The organism is Mesorhizobium sp. M6A.T.Cr.TU.016.01.1.1, from assembly GCF_003952585.1.
Lineage (GTDB): Bacteria > Pseudomonadota > Alphaproteobacteria > Rhizobiales > Rhizobiaceae > Mesorhizobium > Mesorhizobium mediterraneum.
Map to the genome: position 1 here is coordinate 5,118,206 of NZ_CP034452.1, position 14,506 is coordinate 5,132,711.

At 63.4% G+C, this 14,506-nt stretch carries 13 protein-coding genes and 1 pseudogene; 4 read left to right on the forward strand and 10 right to left on the reverse strand.

The window, feature by feature from the left end; all coding sequences use genetic code 11:
- Positions 1-126: 126 nt before the first annotated feature.
- The 4 genes and pseudogenes from EJ075_RS24860 to EJ075_RS24880 all read right to left on the reverse strand — a co-directional run.
- Positions 127-2,135, reverse strand: a pseudogene (locus tag EJ075_RS24860) (ABC transporter ATP-binding protein/permease); the annotation flags it as partial.
- A 68-nt stretch (positions 2,136-2,203) separates the two neighbouring features.
- Positions 2,204-2,437 carry a hypothetical protein gene (locus EJ075_RS24865; protein WP_126106126.1) on the reverse strand — a complete coding sequence of 78 codons (234 nt, stop codon included), beginning with the start codon at positions 2,435-2,437 and terminating at the stop codon, positions 2,204-2,206.
- Positions 2,438-2,641: 204 nt separating this feature from the next.
- Positions 2,642-3,526 (reverse strand): 3-hydroxyisobutyrate dehydrogenase, encoded by an 885-nt coding sequence (mmsB, locus tag EJ075_RS24875; protein ID WP_126106127.1) that lies wholly within the window; start codon positions 3,524-3,526, stop codon positions 2,642-2,644.
- Between the two features lie 117 nt (positions 3,527-3,643).
- On the reverse strand, positions 3,644-4,810 hold the full coding sequence (locus EJ075_RS24880; RefSeq protein ID WP_126106128.1) for an isobutyryl-CoA dehydrogenase: 1,167 nt from the start codon (positions 4,808-4,810) through the stop codon (positions 3,644-3,646).
- Between the two features lie 138 nt (positions 4,811-4,948).
- Between EJ075_RS24880 and EJ075_RS24885 the strand changes: the two genes are divergently transcribed.
- Positions 4,949-5,563, forward strand: coding sequence for a dimethylsulfonioproprionate lyase family protein (locus EJ075_RS24885; RefSeq protein ID WP_126106129.1), 615 nt, complete (start codon positions 4,949-4,951; stop codon positions 5,561-5,563).
- Positions 5,563-7,029 (forward strand): cobyric acid synthase, encoded by a 1,467-nt coding sequence (locus tag EJ075_RS24890; protein ID WP_126106130.1) that lies wholly within the window; start codon positions 5,563-5,565, stop codon positions 7,027-7,029. The genes EJ075_RS24885 and EJ075_RS24890 overlap by 1 nt, the downstream gene beginning before the upstream one ends.
- Here EJ075_RS24890 and EJ075_RS24895 read toward each other — a convergent pair.
- The 3 genes from EJ075_RS24895 to EJ075_RS24905 form a co-directional block, all read right to left on the reverse strand.
- A complete protein-coding gene (locus EJ075_RS24895) occupies positions 7,026-7,448 on the reverse strand; it encodes a VOC family protein (RefSeq protein WP_126106131.1) in 423 nt (140 codons plus the stop codon). The two genes, EJ075_RS24890 and EJ075_RS24895, sit on opposite strands and share 4 nt — an antisense overlap.
- A 104-nt stretch (positions 7,449-7,552) precedes the next feature.
- Positions 7,553-8,386, reverse strand: a complete 834-nt coding sequence (locus tag EJ075_RS24900) for an AraC family transcriptional regulator (protein WP_126106132.1) — start codon at positions 8,384-8,386, stop codon at positions 7,553-7,555.
- A gap of 99 nt (positions 8,387-8,485) precedes the next feature.
- Entirely contained in the window at positions 8,486-8,656 is a 171-nt protein-coding gene (locus tag EJ075_RS24905; protein WP_095486751.1) for a hypothetical protein, read from the reverse strand.
- Between the two features lie 363 nt (positions 8,657-9,019).
- Between EJ075_RS24905 and EJ075_RS24915 the strand changes: the two genes are divergently transcribed.
- Complete coding sequence (locus EJ075_RS24915) at positions 9,020-10,225, forward strand: integrase core domain-containing protein (protein WP_126103784.1); 1,206 nt, start codon at positions 9,020-9,022, stop codon at positions 10,223-10,225.
- Between the two features lie 282 nt (positions 10,226-10,507).
- The gene (locus tag EJ075_RS24920) at positions 10,508-10,945 is read left to right on the forward strand and encodes a TerB family tellurite resistance protein (protein WP_095486750.1); all 438 of its coding nucleotides are present in this window, start codon (positions 10,508-10,510) and stop codon (positions 10,943-10,945) included.
- A 13-nt stretch (positions 10,946-10,958) separates the two neighbouring features.
- Here EJ075_RS24920 and EJ075_RS24925 read toward each other — a convergent pair whose 3' ends face one another.
- From EJ075_RS24925 to EJ075_RS24935, 3 genes are read right to left on the reverse strand one after another with little or no spacing between them, the layout of a single operon-like run.
- Positions 10,959-12,602, reverse strand: a complete 1,644-nt coding sequence (locus EJ075_RS24925; protein WP_126106133.1) for a dipeptide ABC transporter ATP-binding protein — start codon at positions 12,600-12,602, stop codon at positions 10,959-10,961.
- Positions 12,599-13,468, reverse strand: a complete 870-nt coding sequence (locus EJ075_RS24930) for an ABC transporter permease (RefSeq protein ID WP_126106134.1) — start codon at positions 13,466-13,468, stop codon at positions 12,599-12,601. Before EJ075_RS24930 ends, EJ075_RS24925 begins: the two co-directional genes overlap by 4 nt.
- A complete protein-coding gene (locus EJ075_RS24935; protein WP_095486671.1) occupies positions 13,465-14,412 on the reverse strand; it encodes an ABC transporter permease in 948 nt (315 codons plus the stop codon). The genes EJ075_RS24930 and EJ075_RS24935 overlap by 4 nt, the downstream gene beginning before the upstream one ends.
- Between the last annotated feature and the right edge of the window lie 94 nt (positions 14,413-14,506).

A 14,506-nucleotide genomic window follows, 5' to 3' on the forward strand; every position in this document is an offset into this window, starting at 1 on the left:
GTTGTCGGCCAAGCCGCCATCGCCAAGCCATCGAGCAGACGTCGGACTTAGTTCGCAGTGCGCGCGGCGCGGGCTGCTTTCTTGCTGCCCTTGCCCCAGGCCCGCCCGGCGGACTTCACTTTTTGTCTCGGGCAGCGCCGCTTTGCTCAATGTCGTGCTGCGTTTCGGTAGGCGCGCCGGCGCCCGAGAAATCGCACAAGCAAGTTCCGTCTGCTCTTACGCTGGACAAGATCGACGTCGCTGACAAGCTTTGCGCCGCCCTCGCGCCGCTCCAATGTGATCTTGCGGCTATGGAAGGCTTCCAGCTCGGCGCGATGCGCTACGCTTATGATGGTGACCTTCGGCAATTCGTGAATGATCATCTCCATCATCTTGTCCTGACTCTTTTCATCGAGTGCTGACGTTGCTTCATCCAGCACGATGATATCGGGGCTGTGCAGCAGAAGACGTGCGAAGGCGAGCCGCTGCTTTTCGCCACCCGACAAGGTCTGGTCCCATGGCGCGTCGTCCTCGATCTTGTCGTTCAGATAATCGAGTCCGACCTTGTTGAGGGCAGCCTTGATCTTACCCAGCGTCCAGCGATCGGCGGCGCCTGGATAGGCGACTGCGCGGCGAAGCGTCCCGGTAGGTACGTAAGGCCTTTGCGGCAGCATGAACAGCCGTCTGTCGGCGCGGATGTTGACGCTGCCGCCACCCCACGGCCACAGACCTGCGATGGCCCGCACCAACGTACTCTTGCCTGAGCCGGATTCGCCGGCAACGAGCACCCGCTCGCCTGGTTCGATCACGACCCTAGTTTCCTTGACCACTGCGGTGCCGTCGTCGAGCGACACGGACAGATTGTTCAGGTTGAGCATCGCATCGCCTGCAGTTTCGCCGCGCTTTATGCGTCCCAGTGTGTTGCTCTGTTCCGCGCGCTCGAGTCCGTCGAGTGACATCATCAGTGAGGCGATGCGCCGTGCGCAGGCGTTCCAATCGGCGAGACGGGGGTAGTTGTCGACCAGCCATCCGAACGCGCCCTGCACGATGGCAAAGGCAGAGGCAGCCTGCATTACCTGTCCAAGTGTCATGCTGCCTTCGAGAAACTTTGGAGCGCAAAGCAAAACGGGCACGACAGGCGCAAACAAACTTGCCCCCTGCGACACCAGCGCTGTGCGCATGTGCTGGCCTGTAAGAAGCGCCCATTGCTTGAGCACATGGGCGAACGTCTTGTCGATGCCGCTACGCTCCTCCTCCTCGCCACCGAGCAATGCTATACTCTCGCCGTTTTCCCGCACCCGCGTCAGCGTGTAGCGGAATTCGGCTTCCGCCTGATTTTTTTCCTCGGAGAGGCGGACGAAGTGGCGGCCAATGACCGCCATCGAGGTGGATGTGATCGCGGCATAGGTTACCGCGGTGATGACGAGAAAGCCGGGAATGGTCACGGTCGAACCTGCGATCGTCAGGGTCAAGGCCCCACCGATCGTCCAGAGCACCACGATGAAGGTCGAGGCCGACAGAAACGCGTTGATGACGCCGGCGATGAAATCGACCGGAGATTCGGTGGCAATCCGCAAATCCTCGGTGATGCGGGCTTCGGGGTTCTGGTGATCGCCGCCGACGAGGTTCAACTGAAAGTAGCGGCCGCTTGCAAGCCAACGCGCGATGACCGCGGTGGCGAGCCAGGAACGCCAGCGGCGCTGAATCGTCATGCGAAGGAAGACTTGCGCAACGACAAGGCTGCCGCTTCCGAGCACGAGCGGCACGAAAACGGCGCTCAGGATATAAACGGTGCGGGCATTGCGTTGCTCAAGGGCGTCGAAAATTGCGCGGTTCCAGACATTGATCCCATACTGGAAGCCGACATTGATGATGATCAGGACCAAGAGCCCGATCGTGAACGGCCATGCGAGCCTATCGCCTCCGCGGCCCCAATAACCGCGCGCGCTGATCCAGAAACGCCTCAGCAAGTATCTCTTGCGTGCCTGCTCGGCCTCCTCAGGAGTGAGCTCTGGATCGGGTTCGATGAAGTCCGGCGGCGGGGCCGCGCCGGCGAACTCAGACGCGACTTCGACAGTCGATTGCTTCTCCTGGCGCGACTTCTCGGCATCGCGCGATTTGGAGATCGATTTCGGCTTGAATTTAGCCTCGGACATACCGGCGATAACGGCTTAAAAATGAGAAGGTTTCATGATGTTCGATCCAATGAGCTTCAGGAGCTAGGTCATCTCAGATCGTGCTCACGGCGGCGGGGGGATTCGATCGCGAGGCCATGGAACGAACATGACGAGCGACCGGAACCCTCGCGCTCCACCTGTGGGTCGACGTAGCTCAGGATCGCCGCCACCAGGCCGACGATCATCTGGAGGCGCGCCGGGGCGATCGTGTCACTGTCCTTGAAGAATACGAAATGCAAAAACCGCGCTCCATCGGGAACGCGGCTTTGCCAGATACGCATGGCGCTTCGCTAACGGAACACTTGCGAAACTTACGGGCTCCGGTACGCGAGACCTGATCCGGAGCGCCGGGCGGATGCGATATGCCGCCTCGCATTCCGTTTTACAGGCACATCGTTACCGGGGGGTTATCGAGAGTTTAAGCAAATCTAAATTTGCGATGTTTCTTTTGCCGGGAAATCGAAAAGCCTCGTCGAGTTCGAGGCTTACGCCGGGGTACCGCGCAAAAAGTTTATGATGCCGGAAAAATCGGCACCGGCGTGTCCTTGGGCGTTGAACAGCGCATAAAGCTGGGCGGCTTCGGCGCCGAGCGGCGTCACCGCGCCGGCACTTTGCGCGGCTTCCTGTGACAGTTTCAGGTCCTTCAGCATCAATGCTGCGGCAAACCCAGGCCTGTAGCCATTGTTGGCCGGCGATGTCGGCACCGGACCAGGCACCGGGCAGTAGGTGGTCAGCGACCAGCATTGGCCGGAGGAGGTCGAGGCGACGTCGAACAGCGCCTGATGCGACAGGCCGAGCTTTTCCGCCAGAACGAAGGCTTCGGCGACGCCGATCATCGAAATTCCGAGGATCATGTTGTTGCAGATCTTTGCCGCCTGTCCGGCGCCGTCATCGCCGCAATGGACGATACGGCCGGCCATCGGCGTGAGGACTGGCTCGGCTTTGGCGAAGGCGTCCTTCGAGCCGCCGGCCATGAAGGTCAGCGTGCCGGCGGCGGCGCCGCCGGTCCCGCCGGAAACCGGCGCGTCGATCGACAGCAGCTCATGTCTGGCGGCAATGGCGTGGGCTTTTCGTGCCGATTCGACGTCGATGGTCGAGGAATCGATGAACAGCGCGCCTTTTTTCGCCTTGGGCGCGATGTCTTCGTAGACCGACAGGACGTGCTTGCCGGCCGGCAGCATGGTGATGACCACATCGGCCCCCTTCACCGCGGCAATGGCATTGGCCATGACGACGACGCCATGGTCCCTGGCGATGACGAGATTCTCCGGCATCAGGTCGAAGCCGTGCACGGTATGTCCTGCCTTGACGAGGTTGGCGGCCATCGGATTGCCCATGTTGCCGAGGCCGATAAAGGCGATGGTGGTCATCGTTTTCTCCCGGTTTTGCCAGAGCGGGATGTTCAGGATTGAAGAGATATCCCGCTCTATCTGTTTGTTTAGCCGCATTTCTGCGACGCCAAGTGATTCCACTTGGCTGCAAAATGCTCAGCGGCCGATCAGGGCGCGCGCGATGATGACGCGCATGATCTCGTTGGTGCCTTCGAGGATCTGGTGGACACGCAGGTCCCGCACCAGCTTCTCAATGCCGTAGTCGTGCAAATAGCCATAACCGCCATGCAGTTGCAGGGCGTCATTGGCGACGTTGAAGCCGATGTCGGTGACGAAGCGCTTGGCCATCGCCGACCATTTCGAGGCATCGGGCGCGTTGCGGTCGAGCTTCGAGGCGGCGGCATAGAGGAAGATGCGCGCTGCTTGCAGCTCGGTCTCCATGTCGGCGAGCTTGAATTGCAGCGCCTGGAACTGGTTGATCTTGGATCCGAAGGCCTTGCGCTCGGCGGTGTAGGCCAGCGCCTTGTCGAGCGCCGATTGGGCGCCGCCCAGCGAACAGGCGGCGATGTTGAGCCGGCCGCCGTCGAGCCCGGCCATGGCGATGCCGAAGCCGGCGCCTTCGGCCGAGAGCAGGTTTTGCGCAGGCACCTTGCAGTCCTCGAAGATGACCTGGCGGGTCGACTGCATGTGCCAGCCCATCTTGTGCTCGTTGGCGCCGAAGGACAGGCCGGGCGCATCCTTCGGCACGACGAAGGTGGAAATGCCCTTCGGCCCGTCGGCGCCGGTGCGCGCCATGACGATGTAGATGTCGCTGTCGCCGGCGCCCGAGATGAACTGCTTGACGCCGTTCAGCACATAGTCGCCGCCGCCCTTCACCGCGCGCGTCTTCAGCGCCGCGGCATCCGACCCCGAGCCCGGCTCGGTCAGGCAATAGCTCGCCAGCCATTCCATCGAGGTCAGCTTCGGCAGGAAGCGCTGGCGCTGTTCGTCGCTGCCGAAGCGGTCGATCATCGACGCCGCCATGTTGTGGATCGAGATGAAGGAAGAGAAGGCCGGATCGGCGCGCGAGAGCGCCTCGAAGATCAGCACGGCGTCGAGCCGGCCGAGGGCCGAGCCGCCGACATCGTCGCTGATATAGATGCCGCCAAGGCCGAGCGGGCCCGTCTCGCGGATCACATCTGCCGGAAAATGCTTGTTGCGGTCCCAGTCGAGCGCATTCGGCGCGACCCGGTCGGCGGCGAAGGCCTCGGCCATCTCCTGGATGGCGCGCTGGTCCTCGTTGAGCTCGAACTGGCTGGTGCTCGCATCGACAGCGGCGTCCATAGCGTGCTCCCTGATGTTTCCGGCCTGCTGGCCTGTCGTTTTTGGCTTTGCGCGCCGCTCAATCTAGACCAATGATGCCGCCGCGCAAGCCGACCATCTGTGAAGCGGGTGTGCGCTAATGCGTGTCTGGAGCAAGGCGTGACGACAAATTTCGATGAGCTGCTCAAACGTTTCCATGCCTATCTCGAGACGTTCGATAATGCGCTGGTGCGCGATGCCGTGGCTCGGATCGGCTGGGCCATGCCGGCGCGTCCGCTCGAGCCGCATCCGCTCGCTTGCCTGCGCCAGCTCGACCGAATCGTCGAGCTCGCTGCAGCGAACGCCCAGCCATTGGTGCGGCTGGTTGCCGAGCGTCGCGGGGAGTTGCACTGGGGGCAGACCTACGGCGAGGCGGATTTCGGCAAGACGTTCATCGACAATTACGGGTGGCTGGAAGTATTCGGCACGCGCGGCCATTTCGTCAACGACGAGGTTGCGGCCGGCCTGCTGATCCTCGGGCCTGATATCGTCTATCCCGACCATCATCACGTCGCCGAGGAGATCTACATTCCGCTGACCGGCGGCGCCGAATGGCGCATGGGCGGAGGCGAATTTCGCAGGCGCGAGGCGGGTGAGGTGATCCACCATGCCTCCGATGTCAGCCACGCCATGCGCACCGGCAAGGAGCCTCTCTTGGCGCTCTACATCTGGCGCGGCGGCCCGCTGGCGGCCAAGTCGACGATCACCGGAACGACGGCACAGGGCAAGGACTGATGGCCAGAGCGATCATGCTGCAAGGCACGGGCTCCGATGTCGGCAAGACGGTGCTGGTCGCGGGGCTATGCCGCGCAGCGAAAAAACGTGGACTGAAAGTGCGGCCGTTCAAGCCGCAGAACATGTCGAACAATGCCGCCGTCGCCGACATTCCGGGCGCCGGCGGCGGCGAGATCGGCCGCGCCCAATGGCTGCAGGCGATCGCCTGTGGCGTTGCGCCTTCCATCCACATGAACCCGGTGCTGCTCAAGCCGCAGACCGATACCGGCGCACAAGTGGTGGTGCAGGGCAAGGTGTTCGGCGAGGCGCGGGCACGCGACTACCAAGCGTTGAAGGGCCGGCTGATGGATGCCGTGCTGGACTCCTGGGCAAAGGTCGGTGAGGGCGCCGATCTGGTCATCGTCGAGGGCGCCGGCTCGCCGGCCGAGATCAATCTCAGGAGCCGCGACATTGCCAATATGGGCTTTGCAACGCGCGCCAATGTGCCGGTGATCCTCGTCGGCGATATCGATCGCGGCGGCGTCATCGCCTCGATCGCCGGCACCCACCTGATCCTGCCGGAAGAGGACCGGCGCATGATCGCCGGCTATCTCATCAACAAGTTCCGCGGCGACGTCTCGCTGTTCGATGACGGCATCAAGGCGATCGAGACATTCACCGGCTGGCGCTGTTTTGGCGTCGTGCCGTGGCTGAAGGCGGCGGCGCGGCTGCCCTCGGAAGATTCCGTTGTGCTTGAGCGCCTGACTTCCGGCGAGAAGCGCGCGTTGAAGGTCGCGGTGCCGATGCTTTCACGCATCGCCAATTTCGACGATCTCGACCCGCTCAAGGCCGAACGCGAAGTCGAGGTTGTCTTCGTGCCGCCCGGTCAGCATCTCCCGGAGGACGCCGGGCTGGTGGTCATTCCCGGCTCCAAGTCGACGATCGGCGATCTCCTGAGATTTCGCGAGAATGGCTGGGACCGTGATCTTGTCGCCCATCGCAAGCGCGGCGGGCATGTGGTCGGCATCTGCGGCGGCTTTCAGATGCTCGGCCGTATCGTGCGCGACCCCGACGGCATCGAGGGCAGCGTTACCGAGACCGAAGGGCTTGGCCTGCTCGACGTCGAAACGGTGATGGAGCCGGAAAAGACGGTGCGCAACGTCAGCGCGCACTCGGTGCAATTCGACCTGCCGCTCGAAGGCTATGAGATCCATCTCGGCCGCACCACCGGTCCGGACACGCTGCGGCCATCCGCCGTCATCAATGGCGTCGATGACGGCGCTATCTCGACCGACGGCAAGGTATCGGGCACCTATTTGCACGGGCTGTTTTCCGCCGACGCTTTTCGGGCGAAATTCCTGGAAAACCTCGGCGTCAAAGGCGGCGGCATCGATTATCGCGCCGAGGTCGAACGGGCGCTGGACGAGGTCGCAGCGGAGCTGGAGATCCACCTCGACTGCGACGCCATTTTTGGTTTGGCGCGTTAGCTGGCGGGCTCGCTGGCCTTCGGCCAGTAAGTTCCAAACGACCAGACATTGCCTTCCGGATCGCGGCAGATGAACTCGCGGCTGCCATAGTCGCGGTCGGTGAGCTCTTCCAGTATTTCGGCGCCGGCCTTCTTGGCTTTGGCGTAGGCGGCATCGGCATCGTCGACGGCGACATAGATCGATCTGCCACCACCTGGGCTCGGTGCACCGATCATCTGGCCAAACTTGTCGTCGCGTGCGGTGCCCAGCATGATCATCGAGGAGCCGAAAGTCAGTTCGGCGTGATGGACGATATCGCCTTCGCCGTAGCGGGCATGAACGGCAAAGCCGAAGGCTTCACCCAGCCAATCGATCATCTTCGCGGCATTGCGGTAGCGCAAGGTGGGATAGAGTCTGGGCGGTTCGACGGACATGGTCATGGCGATTTCCTTCAGTTGGGTTGGTGATAACCCAGTCTGGGCGAAGCCTGTTGCGGCGTCTTGAAGAAATGTTACCTGAGCGTCCTGCAAAGGACCCTGCGTGTCTATGCCTGGGCGGCAAGCATCGTCGGCGTTTCGCCGGCAAGGTTGCGGAATTCGCGAACCAGATGCGCCTGGTCTGCATAGCCGCAATCGGCGGCGATATCGGCCCAATCGGATTGGTCCTGCCTTGACAGCCCGAGCGCCCGGTTGAAGCGGACGATGCGCGACAGCGTCTTAGGGCCGACGCCGATCGCGTTGGAGAATTTTCCTGCGAGATGCTTACGGCTCCAGCCCAGCCCGTCCGCGAGCGATGAGACACGAATGCGGCCGCCCGAAACGATGATCCGGTCATAGGCCCAGACGATTTCGGCCTGCGTTTCCCGGGTCTCAGTCAGCCGTGTCGCGACGAATGCCTCGACGATGGCAAAGCGTGCGCTCCAGTCGCGCGCGTTTCCAAGCCTTTCGCGCAGCGCGATGCCTTCAAGGCCGAGCACATCGTCGAGGCCGACCATGCGATCGGTCAGTTCGCTCATCGGAAGGCCGAAGAAGCGGCGGGCGCCAAGCGGCGTGAAATTGACCTGGACGCAGCAGGCACCGCCGAAGGATTCGATCACCACCGGACCGGCATAGAGGCCGGCGGCGAAACTGGCGAAGCGGTCATTGTCGCCCGGCTCCTTGCCGAGCCCGATGGCGAAGGGTTCAGCAAAGCTGATGACCAGTGGGACGATCAGCGATGCATATTCGACGTTGCGGAAACGGCCGGGCATTGTTTCGCGGTAGCCGCAGATGTCGGTGACCGCGCACCGGAGCCGAGGGCTGGGCGCGCGCCGCACCATCTCGAACCGGTCGAGGCCGGGATTTTCATGGCGGCTGCCGTCTTCGCTCTCGGCGGGCATGAGCTTTCCTTCCGCCCATGGAGTCTAACAGACCATCCCTCAAAATCAAAAGCGCCCGGCTTGTGGCCGGGCGCTCCGAGTTGCCTGAGATCTGAGTGCTTAAGCGCCGCGCATCAAGCAGCCACCGGCAAGCACGATATAAGCGATGAGGGCAATCCAAACCGCGGGTATGGGAATAAACGCAAGGACGCCAAAAGCGGCAAGAAGGCCGAGAATGGCGATAACAAGGGATATGATGAAAATAAGCTGTGTAGGCGCACTGAGATTCATGTGTGGCTCCTCCAACATGATTCGTACAACCGCATACTATCAGGCGCGCCGTCACACACCAATCAGCGCGCGCAGCGGGTTCGCCGGATCGGCCAGCAGCTTGGTGGGAAGTGGACAGAAGGATGCGGCGCCAATTGTCGATCTTGGCGCCGCCCCTCATCGCCCTGCCGGGCAGGAGAAGGGGCTGGCCGCAGCTTCGGCGCCCTTCCTGCGACGCTGGTGATTGGCGAAACCGGTGACGAGAGCGCCCCTCTCCCCGTCGCTATACGGGGAGAGGATGCCGGTGTCCGAACCGGATAGATAGGTAACAGAATGGACCGATTGCATGGGTGACAGTTTTCTTGTCCGCCGGGAGGACCGGCGATGGTTTGGCAAGAGACTGGCATCATGGACGAGCGGCTTCGGTTTGTTGTGGAGTGCCTGGCGGGTGAGGAGACGATGAGCGAGCTTTGTGTGGCCTACGGCGTATCGCGCAAGACCGGCTACAAATGGCTTGGTCGCTATCGCGCGCTCGGCCCGGAAGGCCTGCATGATCTGCCGCGGGCGCCGCTCAATCATGGCCGAGCGACGGCCCTGGATCTGGTGGAGCGGATCGTTGCGGCCAAGGAGACGCACCCGCTGTGGGGCCCGAAGAAGATCATGGCGCGGCTCAAGCGCACCGCTCCCGAGCTGCTGTGGCCGTCGGCCTCGACGGCTGGTGCGATCCTTGCGCGGCACGGGCTTGTCAGCGTCCGCAAGCGGGCACGGCTGCGGGCCTGTGGCAACGGACCATGGCCGCAAGCCGAGGAGCCGAACGCGGTATGGACGGGCGATCACAAGGGCTGGTTCCGGACCCGTGACGGGTGGCGCTGCGAACCGTTGACGGTGATGGATGCGTCGAGCCGCTACCTTTTGGCGCTCGAAGCGACGGGCTCGACGGCGGACGATGAGGCCTGGCCGGTATTCGAGCGGCTGTTTGAGGAGCATGGTCTGCCAGATCGGCTCAGAAGCGACAATGGCCCGCCTTTCGCATCGGCCGGCGTCACCGGGCTGACGCCGCTTTCGGTGCGCTTCATCAAGCTCGGCATCACGCTGGAGCGGATCGCGCCCGGCAAGCCGCAGCAGAACGGGCGCCACGAGCGCTTCCACCTGACCATGCTGCCGCTGGCCAAGACGCCGGAGGCCGACAGAATGGCCCAGAGCCAGGCCTTCGAGGCCTTCCGGCGCAGCTACAATGAGGAGCGTCCGCATGAGGCGCTGGCCATGGACACCCCGGCGCAGCATTACCGCGCCTCGCCGCGCGCCATGCCCGCGACACCGCCCGAGCCCGACTATCCGGCCGAGGCGGCGGTGCGCAGCGTGCGTCACAACGGCGAGATCAGGTGGAATGGCGGCTTCATCTACGTTTCCAAGACGCTGGCCGGCGAAGCGGTCGCCGCCGCAGAGACCGAGGATGGTGAATGGGCGCTCAGCTTCCATGCCCATCCGCTCGGCATCCTCGACACCAGGCGCATGAAACTTGTCCGCCGCAGCGCCGCGCCAACCAGACCGCTTGGCGCTGCGGCCGACAGCACAGGGGGAAAACTGTAACCCATGTATCCGGTTCAAAGTGTTACCCATCTATCAACTGGACACCGGCAGGCAGGTGAAGGGCAGCGCCAATGCCCGGAAAAGGATGAGGAGGCGAATTAAAAACCTGAAGCGATTGCCCCGTTCGAACCCAGCCGACCCGTTTGCGCAAGGCCGATTCCGCGCTACCTATGCCAAGCGCGCCGCGACGCGCTTGGCTCTTTTGTTTTATGCATGTCGTTATCTCAAAACCGCTGCACACTTTTGAGCGACATGCATTTGACGAATCGGAAAGGGACGCTGATGGCATTCGCTTTACTGGACCAGATACGCTTGATCTTCGACGGCGACCCCGGCGTGCGCAAGGTTGCGGACGATCCTGTGCTGTCGGCGGAACTGCTCATGCTGTTTCGTATGATTCTCGCCGACGGCTCGGTCAGCGAGAGCGAAATGGTCGCGCTCAGGCGCATCTGCCGGGAAGCCTTCGGCATTCCGGAAGCCAGCATCGACAGCGTCATCGAATATCTGAACGAGTTCGGCTACGAGACCAACAGCTCGCAAGCCATCGCGCAGTTCCGTGACCTCGACGTCGAGCGGCGCAAGCTGCTTGCCCGCCACATGGCCGAGATCGCCAAAGCCGATTCACAACTTGCCGGGAACGAGATGAAGCTCTTGCGCCGCACGCTCGACCTGCTCGACATCAGCCCTGCCGATGCGGTGAAGCCGCAAACGCAAGCCTGAAGCGGCCCGCCGCTCACCCTTGTTCGTGTAACCGGCGCGCTATTGCCCGGTGCAGGTCCGGAGCCGCGGTGACCAGCGCCTTGGCGGCTTCGGATTGCGGATGGTCGAGAACCTCGCTCGTCCTACCGCGCTCGACGATCTTGCCCTCATGCATGACCATCACCGCGTCGGTGATGGCGCGGGCGACGGTCAGATCGTGGGTGATGAACAGATAGGCGATGCCGAGCTTCTGGTTGAGCTCGGCGAACAAGTCGAGCACCTGGGCGCGGATCGAGACGTCGAGGGCCGAGACCGGCTCGTCTGCGACGACCAGTTTGGGGCGGGTGATGATGGCGCGGGCGATCGACAGGCGCTGGCGCTGGCCGCCTGAAAATTCGTGCGGATATTTGTCCATGTCGCGTGGGCTGAGGCCGACCTCGTGCAAGGCCTTTGCCACCATCTCGCGCCGCTCGGCATTCGTCGGCTTCTTCTCCAGGACGTGCAGTGGCTCGCCGACCAGCTTTTCGACCTTCAGGCGCGGGTCGAAAGAGCCGTAAGGGTCCTGGAACACCACCTGCATGTCGCGGCGCGCCGGCTTGAGCTCAGCCTCGCTCTTGCCGGTGATGACCTGCCCCCGAAACCGGATCGTTCCCGATGTCGGCCCGTCCAGCGCCAGGACCATGCGGGCAAGCGTGGACTTGCCGCAGCCCGAACGTCCGACCAGAGCCACTGACTGGCCGGGATCAATCGAGAACGAGACATCGTCGACGGCGCGGATCGGGGCCGCCCGCTTCAGCAGCGATTTTCGACGTCCCGGATAGTCCCGCGTCACGCTGTCTACCTGAAGCAGGGGTTTGGCACCCTGGAGCAGGGGGTTGTCCGGGCCGACCTCATGTGACCTGGCGCGCGCCGGGACATGCATAGAGGCCTGCGCCAGTTGTCGCGTATAGGGATGGAGCTGCTCCGACAAAGTGCGCGCCGTGTCGCCGGCCTCCATCACTTCGCCATGGCGCAGGATGGTGATGCGATCCGCCATCTCGGTCACCACCGCAAGGTCGTGCGAGATCAAGAGCAGGCCCATGCGGTTTTCCGCGACCAGGTCGCGCAACAGGTCGAGGATCTGCGCCTGCAGCACGACGTCGAGCGCCGTCGTCGGCTCGTCGGCGATCAGCAGCTTGGGTTTCAGCGCGCAGGCAATGGCGATGACGACGCGCTGGCGCTGGCCGCCGGAAAGCTCGTGCGGATAGCGTGACAAAGGAAACTGCGCCGCCGGCAGGCCGACCCGGTCGAGCATTTTTCGCGCGTGGTCCTCGGCGTCGGCTCGGTTTGCCCTGGTGTGCCAGCGGATGCCTTCGGCGACTTGCTCGCCAATGGTCTTGACCGGATTCAGTGCCGTCATCGGCTCCTGGAAAACCATGCCGATATCGTCGCCGCGCAGCGCGCACATCTGATCTTCGCTGGCCGCAAGGATGTCGATGCCGTCGAAGATGACACGCCCCGTGGCGCGCGCCGCCCAGGGCAGAAGCTGCATCACCGTCAGCGCCGTTATCGACTTGCCCGAGCCGGATTCGCCGACCAGCCCCATCACCTCGCCGGGCGCGACGGAGAGCTCGACATCCCGCAGGATCGGCGTGTCGCCGATGCTCAGCGACAGTTTCTCGATTTCGAGCAGGCTCATCGCTGCCGCCGCGATTTGGGGTCGAGGATGTCGGCAATACCGTCGCCGAGCAGGTTCAGGCCAAGCACGGTGACGACGATCGCCATGCCCGGAAAGATCGCCATCCACGGCGCCACCACCATGCGGGTCTGCGCGTCGAACAGCATCCGCCCCCAGCTCGGCATTGGCGGCTGTGTGCCCAGCCCGACATAGGAAAGCCCGGCTTCGGCCAGGATGCCGAGCGCGAACTGGATGGTGCCTTGCACCAGCAGCAAAGTGAGGATGTTGGGCAGCACATGTTCCAGCGTGATCAGCGTTTTGCCTTTGCCGGCGGCGCGCGCGGCGAGGATGAATTCGCGCGGCCAGATCGCCAGCGCACCGGCCCGGGCGACGCGGGCAAAGACCGGGATGTTGAAGATGCCGATGGCGATGATGGCGTTGAGCGCGCCCGGCCCGAAAATGGCGGTGATCATGATCGCCGAGAGCAGGGCAGGGAAGGCGAAGACGAGATCGTTCAGCCGCATCACCGCTTCGTCGACGATGCCGCCGCGCGCCGCGGCAAAGGCGCCGAGCGGCACGCCGATGCCCATGCCAATGCCGACCGCCACCAACGCCACGGCGATCGAATTGCGGGCGCCGACCATGATCATGGAAAGAATGTCGCGGCCGAAATGGTCGGTGCCGAACCAGTGCGCCGGCGAGGGTGCCTGGGTCTTGTCGGCGATGATCAGCCTGGTGACGTCAAAAGGCGTCCAGAAAAACGAGACGATGGCAATCGCTGCCACCAGTGCGGTGATGACGAAGCCGGCGAGAAACGAGCGGTTGGTGAAGGCCTTGGCTAGGATGTCGGCAAAATTTTCTTCCGGGATGTCGAAGCGCAGCGTCATTGGCGGCTTCTCAGGCGCGGATCGACGACCGCATAGGAGAGATCGACAAGCAGGTTGACGGCGATGACGGCGGCGACCAGCAGCATGACGACGCTTTCGACGACGATCAGGTCGCGCTGGGTGATCGCCTGGAACACCAGCCGGCCAAGGCCCGGCAGGTAAAAGACGTTCTCGATGATGATGGTGCCGGCGAGCAGAAAGGCGAATTGCAGGCCGAGAATGGTCAGCACCGGGATCATGGCGTTGCGCAGCGCGTGCCGCCAAAGCACCGCGCGATAGGGCAGGCCCTTGGCCCGGGCGGTGCGGATATAGTCCTCGTTCAGCACTTCGATCAGCGCCGAGCGGGTGACGCGGGCGAGGATCGCCGCTTGCGGCAGGGCGAGCGCGATCGCCGGCAGGAACAGCGATTTCAGTGCTGGCCAGACGCCCGCGCTCCACCCCGGAAAGCCACCCGCCGGCACCAGCCGCAGCCAGACGGCAAACAGGTAGATCAGCATCAGCGCAAACCAGAAGTTCGGCACGGCGACGCCAAGCTGGGCGGCACCCATCGCAATCGTGTCCCCGGCCCGTCCGTGCCGGCCGGCGGAAAACAGCCCGACCGGAATGGCAATGATAGTGGACAGCGCCAGCGCGATCAGCGCCAGCGGCAGGGAGACAACGACGCGCTCGCGGACCAGATCGATGACCGGCACCGAATAGGTGTAGGAACGGCCGAAATCGAGGCTCAGCAAGCCACCGGCCCAGTGCAGATAGCGCGAGGCAAGGGGCGCGTTGAGACCCATCTGGTTGCGCAGCAAATCGACTTGGTCGGCGCTGGCGTTCATGCCAAGCATCAGCCGCGCCGGGTCGCCGGGAATGATCTCCAGCACGGCGAAGACCACCATGGAGGCCAGAACCAGCGTGATGAGGGCGATGGCAAGACGCTTGAGGAGATAGGCGGTCATGGGGGCGGAACGGAAGCGATCGAGCGGTCGGGCTGTCGCGCCGGACCCCCCTCTGTCCTGCCGGACATCTCCCCCTCAAGGGGGGAGATTGGCA

What these genes read in the sequence shown, in the direction of transcription:
- EJ075_RS24880 (WP_126106128.1), bottom strand. Translation starts at nt 4,810, where the DNA reads ATGGACGCCGCTGTCGATGCGAGCACCAGCCAGTTCGAGCTCAACGAG.
- EJ075_RS24890 (WP_126106130.1), top strand. Translation starts at nt 5,563, where the DNA reads ATGGCCAGAGCGATCATGCTGCAAGGCACGGGCTCCGATGTCGGCAAG.
- EJ075_RS24865 (WP_126106126.1), bottom strand. Translation starts at nt 2,437, where the DNA reads ATGCGTATCTGGCAAAGCCGCGTTCCCGATGGAGCGCGGTTTTTGCAT.
- EJ075_RS24920 (WP_095486750.1), top strand. Translation starts at nt 10,508, where the DNA reads ATGGCATTCGCTTTACTGGACCAGATACGCTTGATCTTCGACGGCGAC.
- EJ075_RS24930 (WP_126106134.1), bottom strand. Translation starts at nt 13,468, where the DNA reads ATGACGCTGCGCTTCGACATCCCGGAAGAAAATTTTGCCGACATCCTA.
- EJ075_RS24895 (WP_126106131.1), bottom strand. Translation starts at nt 7,448, where the DNA reads ATGACCATGTCCGTCGAACCGCCCAGACTCTATCCCACCTTGCGCTAC.
- EJ075_RS24900 (WP_126106132.1), bottom strand. Translation starts at nt 8,386, where the DNA reads ATGCCCGCCGAGAGCGAAGACGGCAGCCGCCATGAAAATCCCGGCCTC.
- EJ075_RS24925 (WP_126106133.1), bottom strand. Translation starts at nt 12,602, where the DNA reads ATGAGCCTGCTCGAAATCGAGAAACTGTCGCTGAGCATCGGCGACACG.
- EJ075_RS24935 (WP_095486671.1), bottom strand. Translation starts at nt 14,412, where the DNA reads ATGACCGCCTATCTCCTCAAGCGTCTTGCCATCGCCCTCATCACGCTG.
- EJ075_RS24905 (WP_095486751.1), bottom strand. Translation starts at nt 8,656, where the DNA reads ATGAATCTCAGTGCGCCTACACAGCTTATTTTCATCATATCCCTTGTT.
- EJ075_RS24915 (WP_126103784.1), top strand. Translation starts at nt 9,020, where the DNA reads ATGGTTTGGCAAGAGACTGGCATCATGGACGAGCGGCTTCGGTTTGTT.
- mmsB (WP_126106127.1), bottom strand. Translation starts at nt 3,526, where the DNA reads ATGACCACCATCGCCTTTATCGGCCTCGGCAACATGGGCAATCCGATG.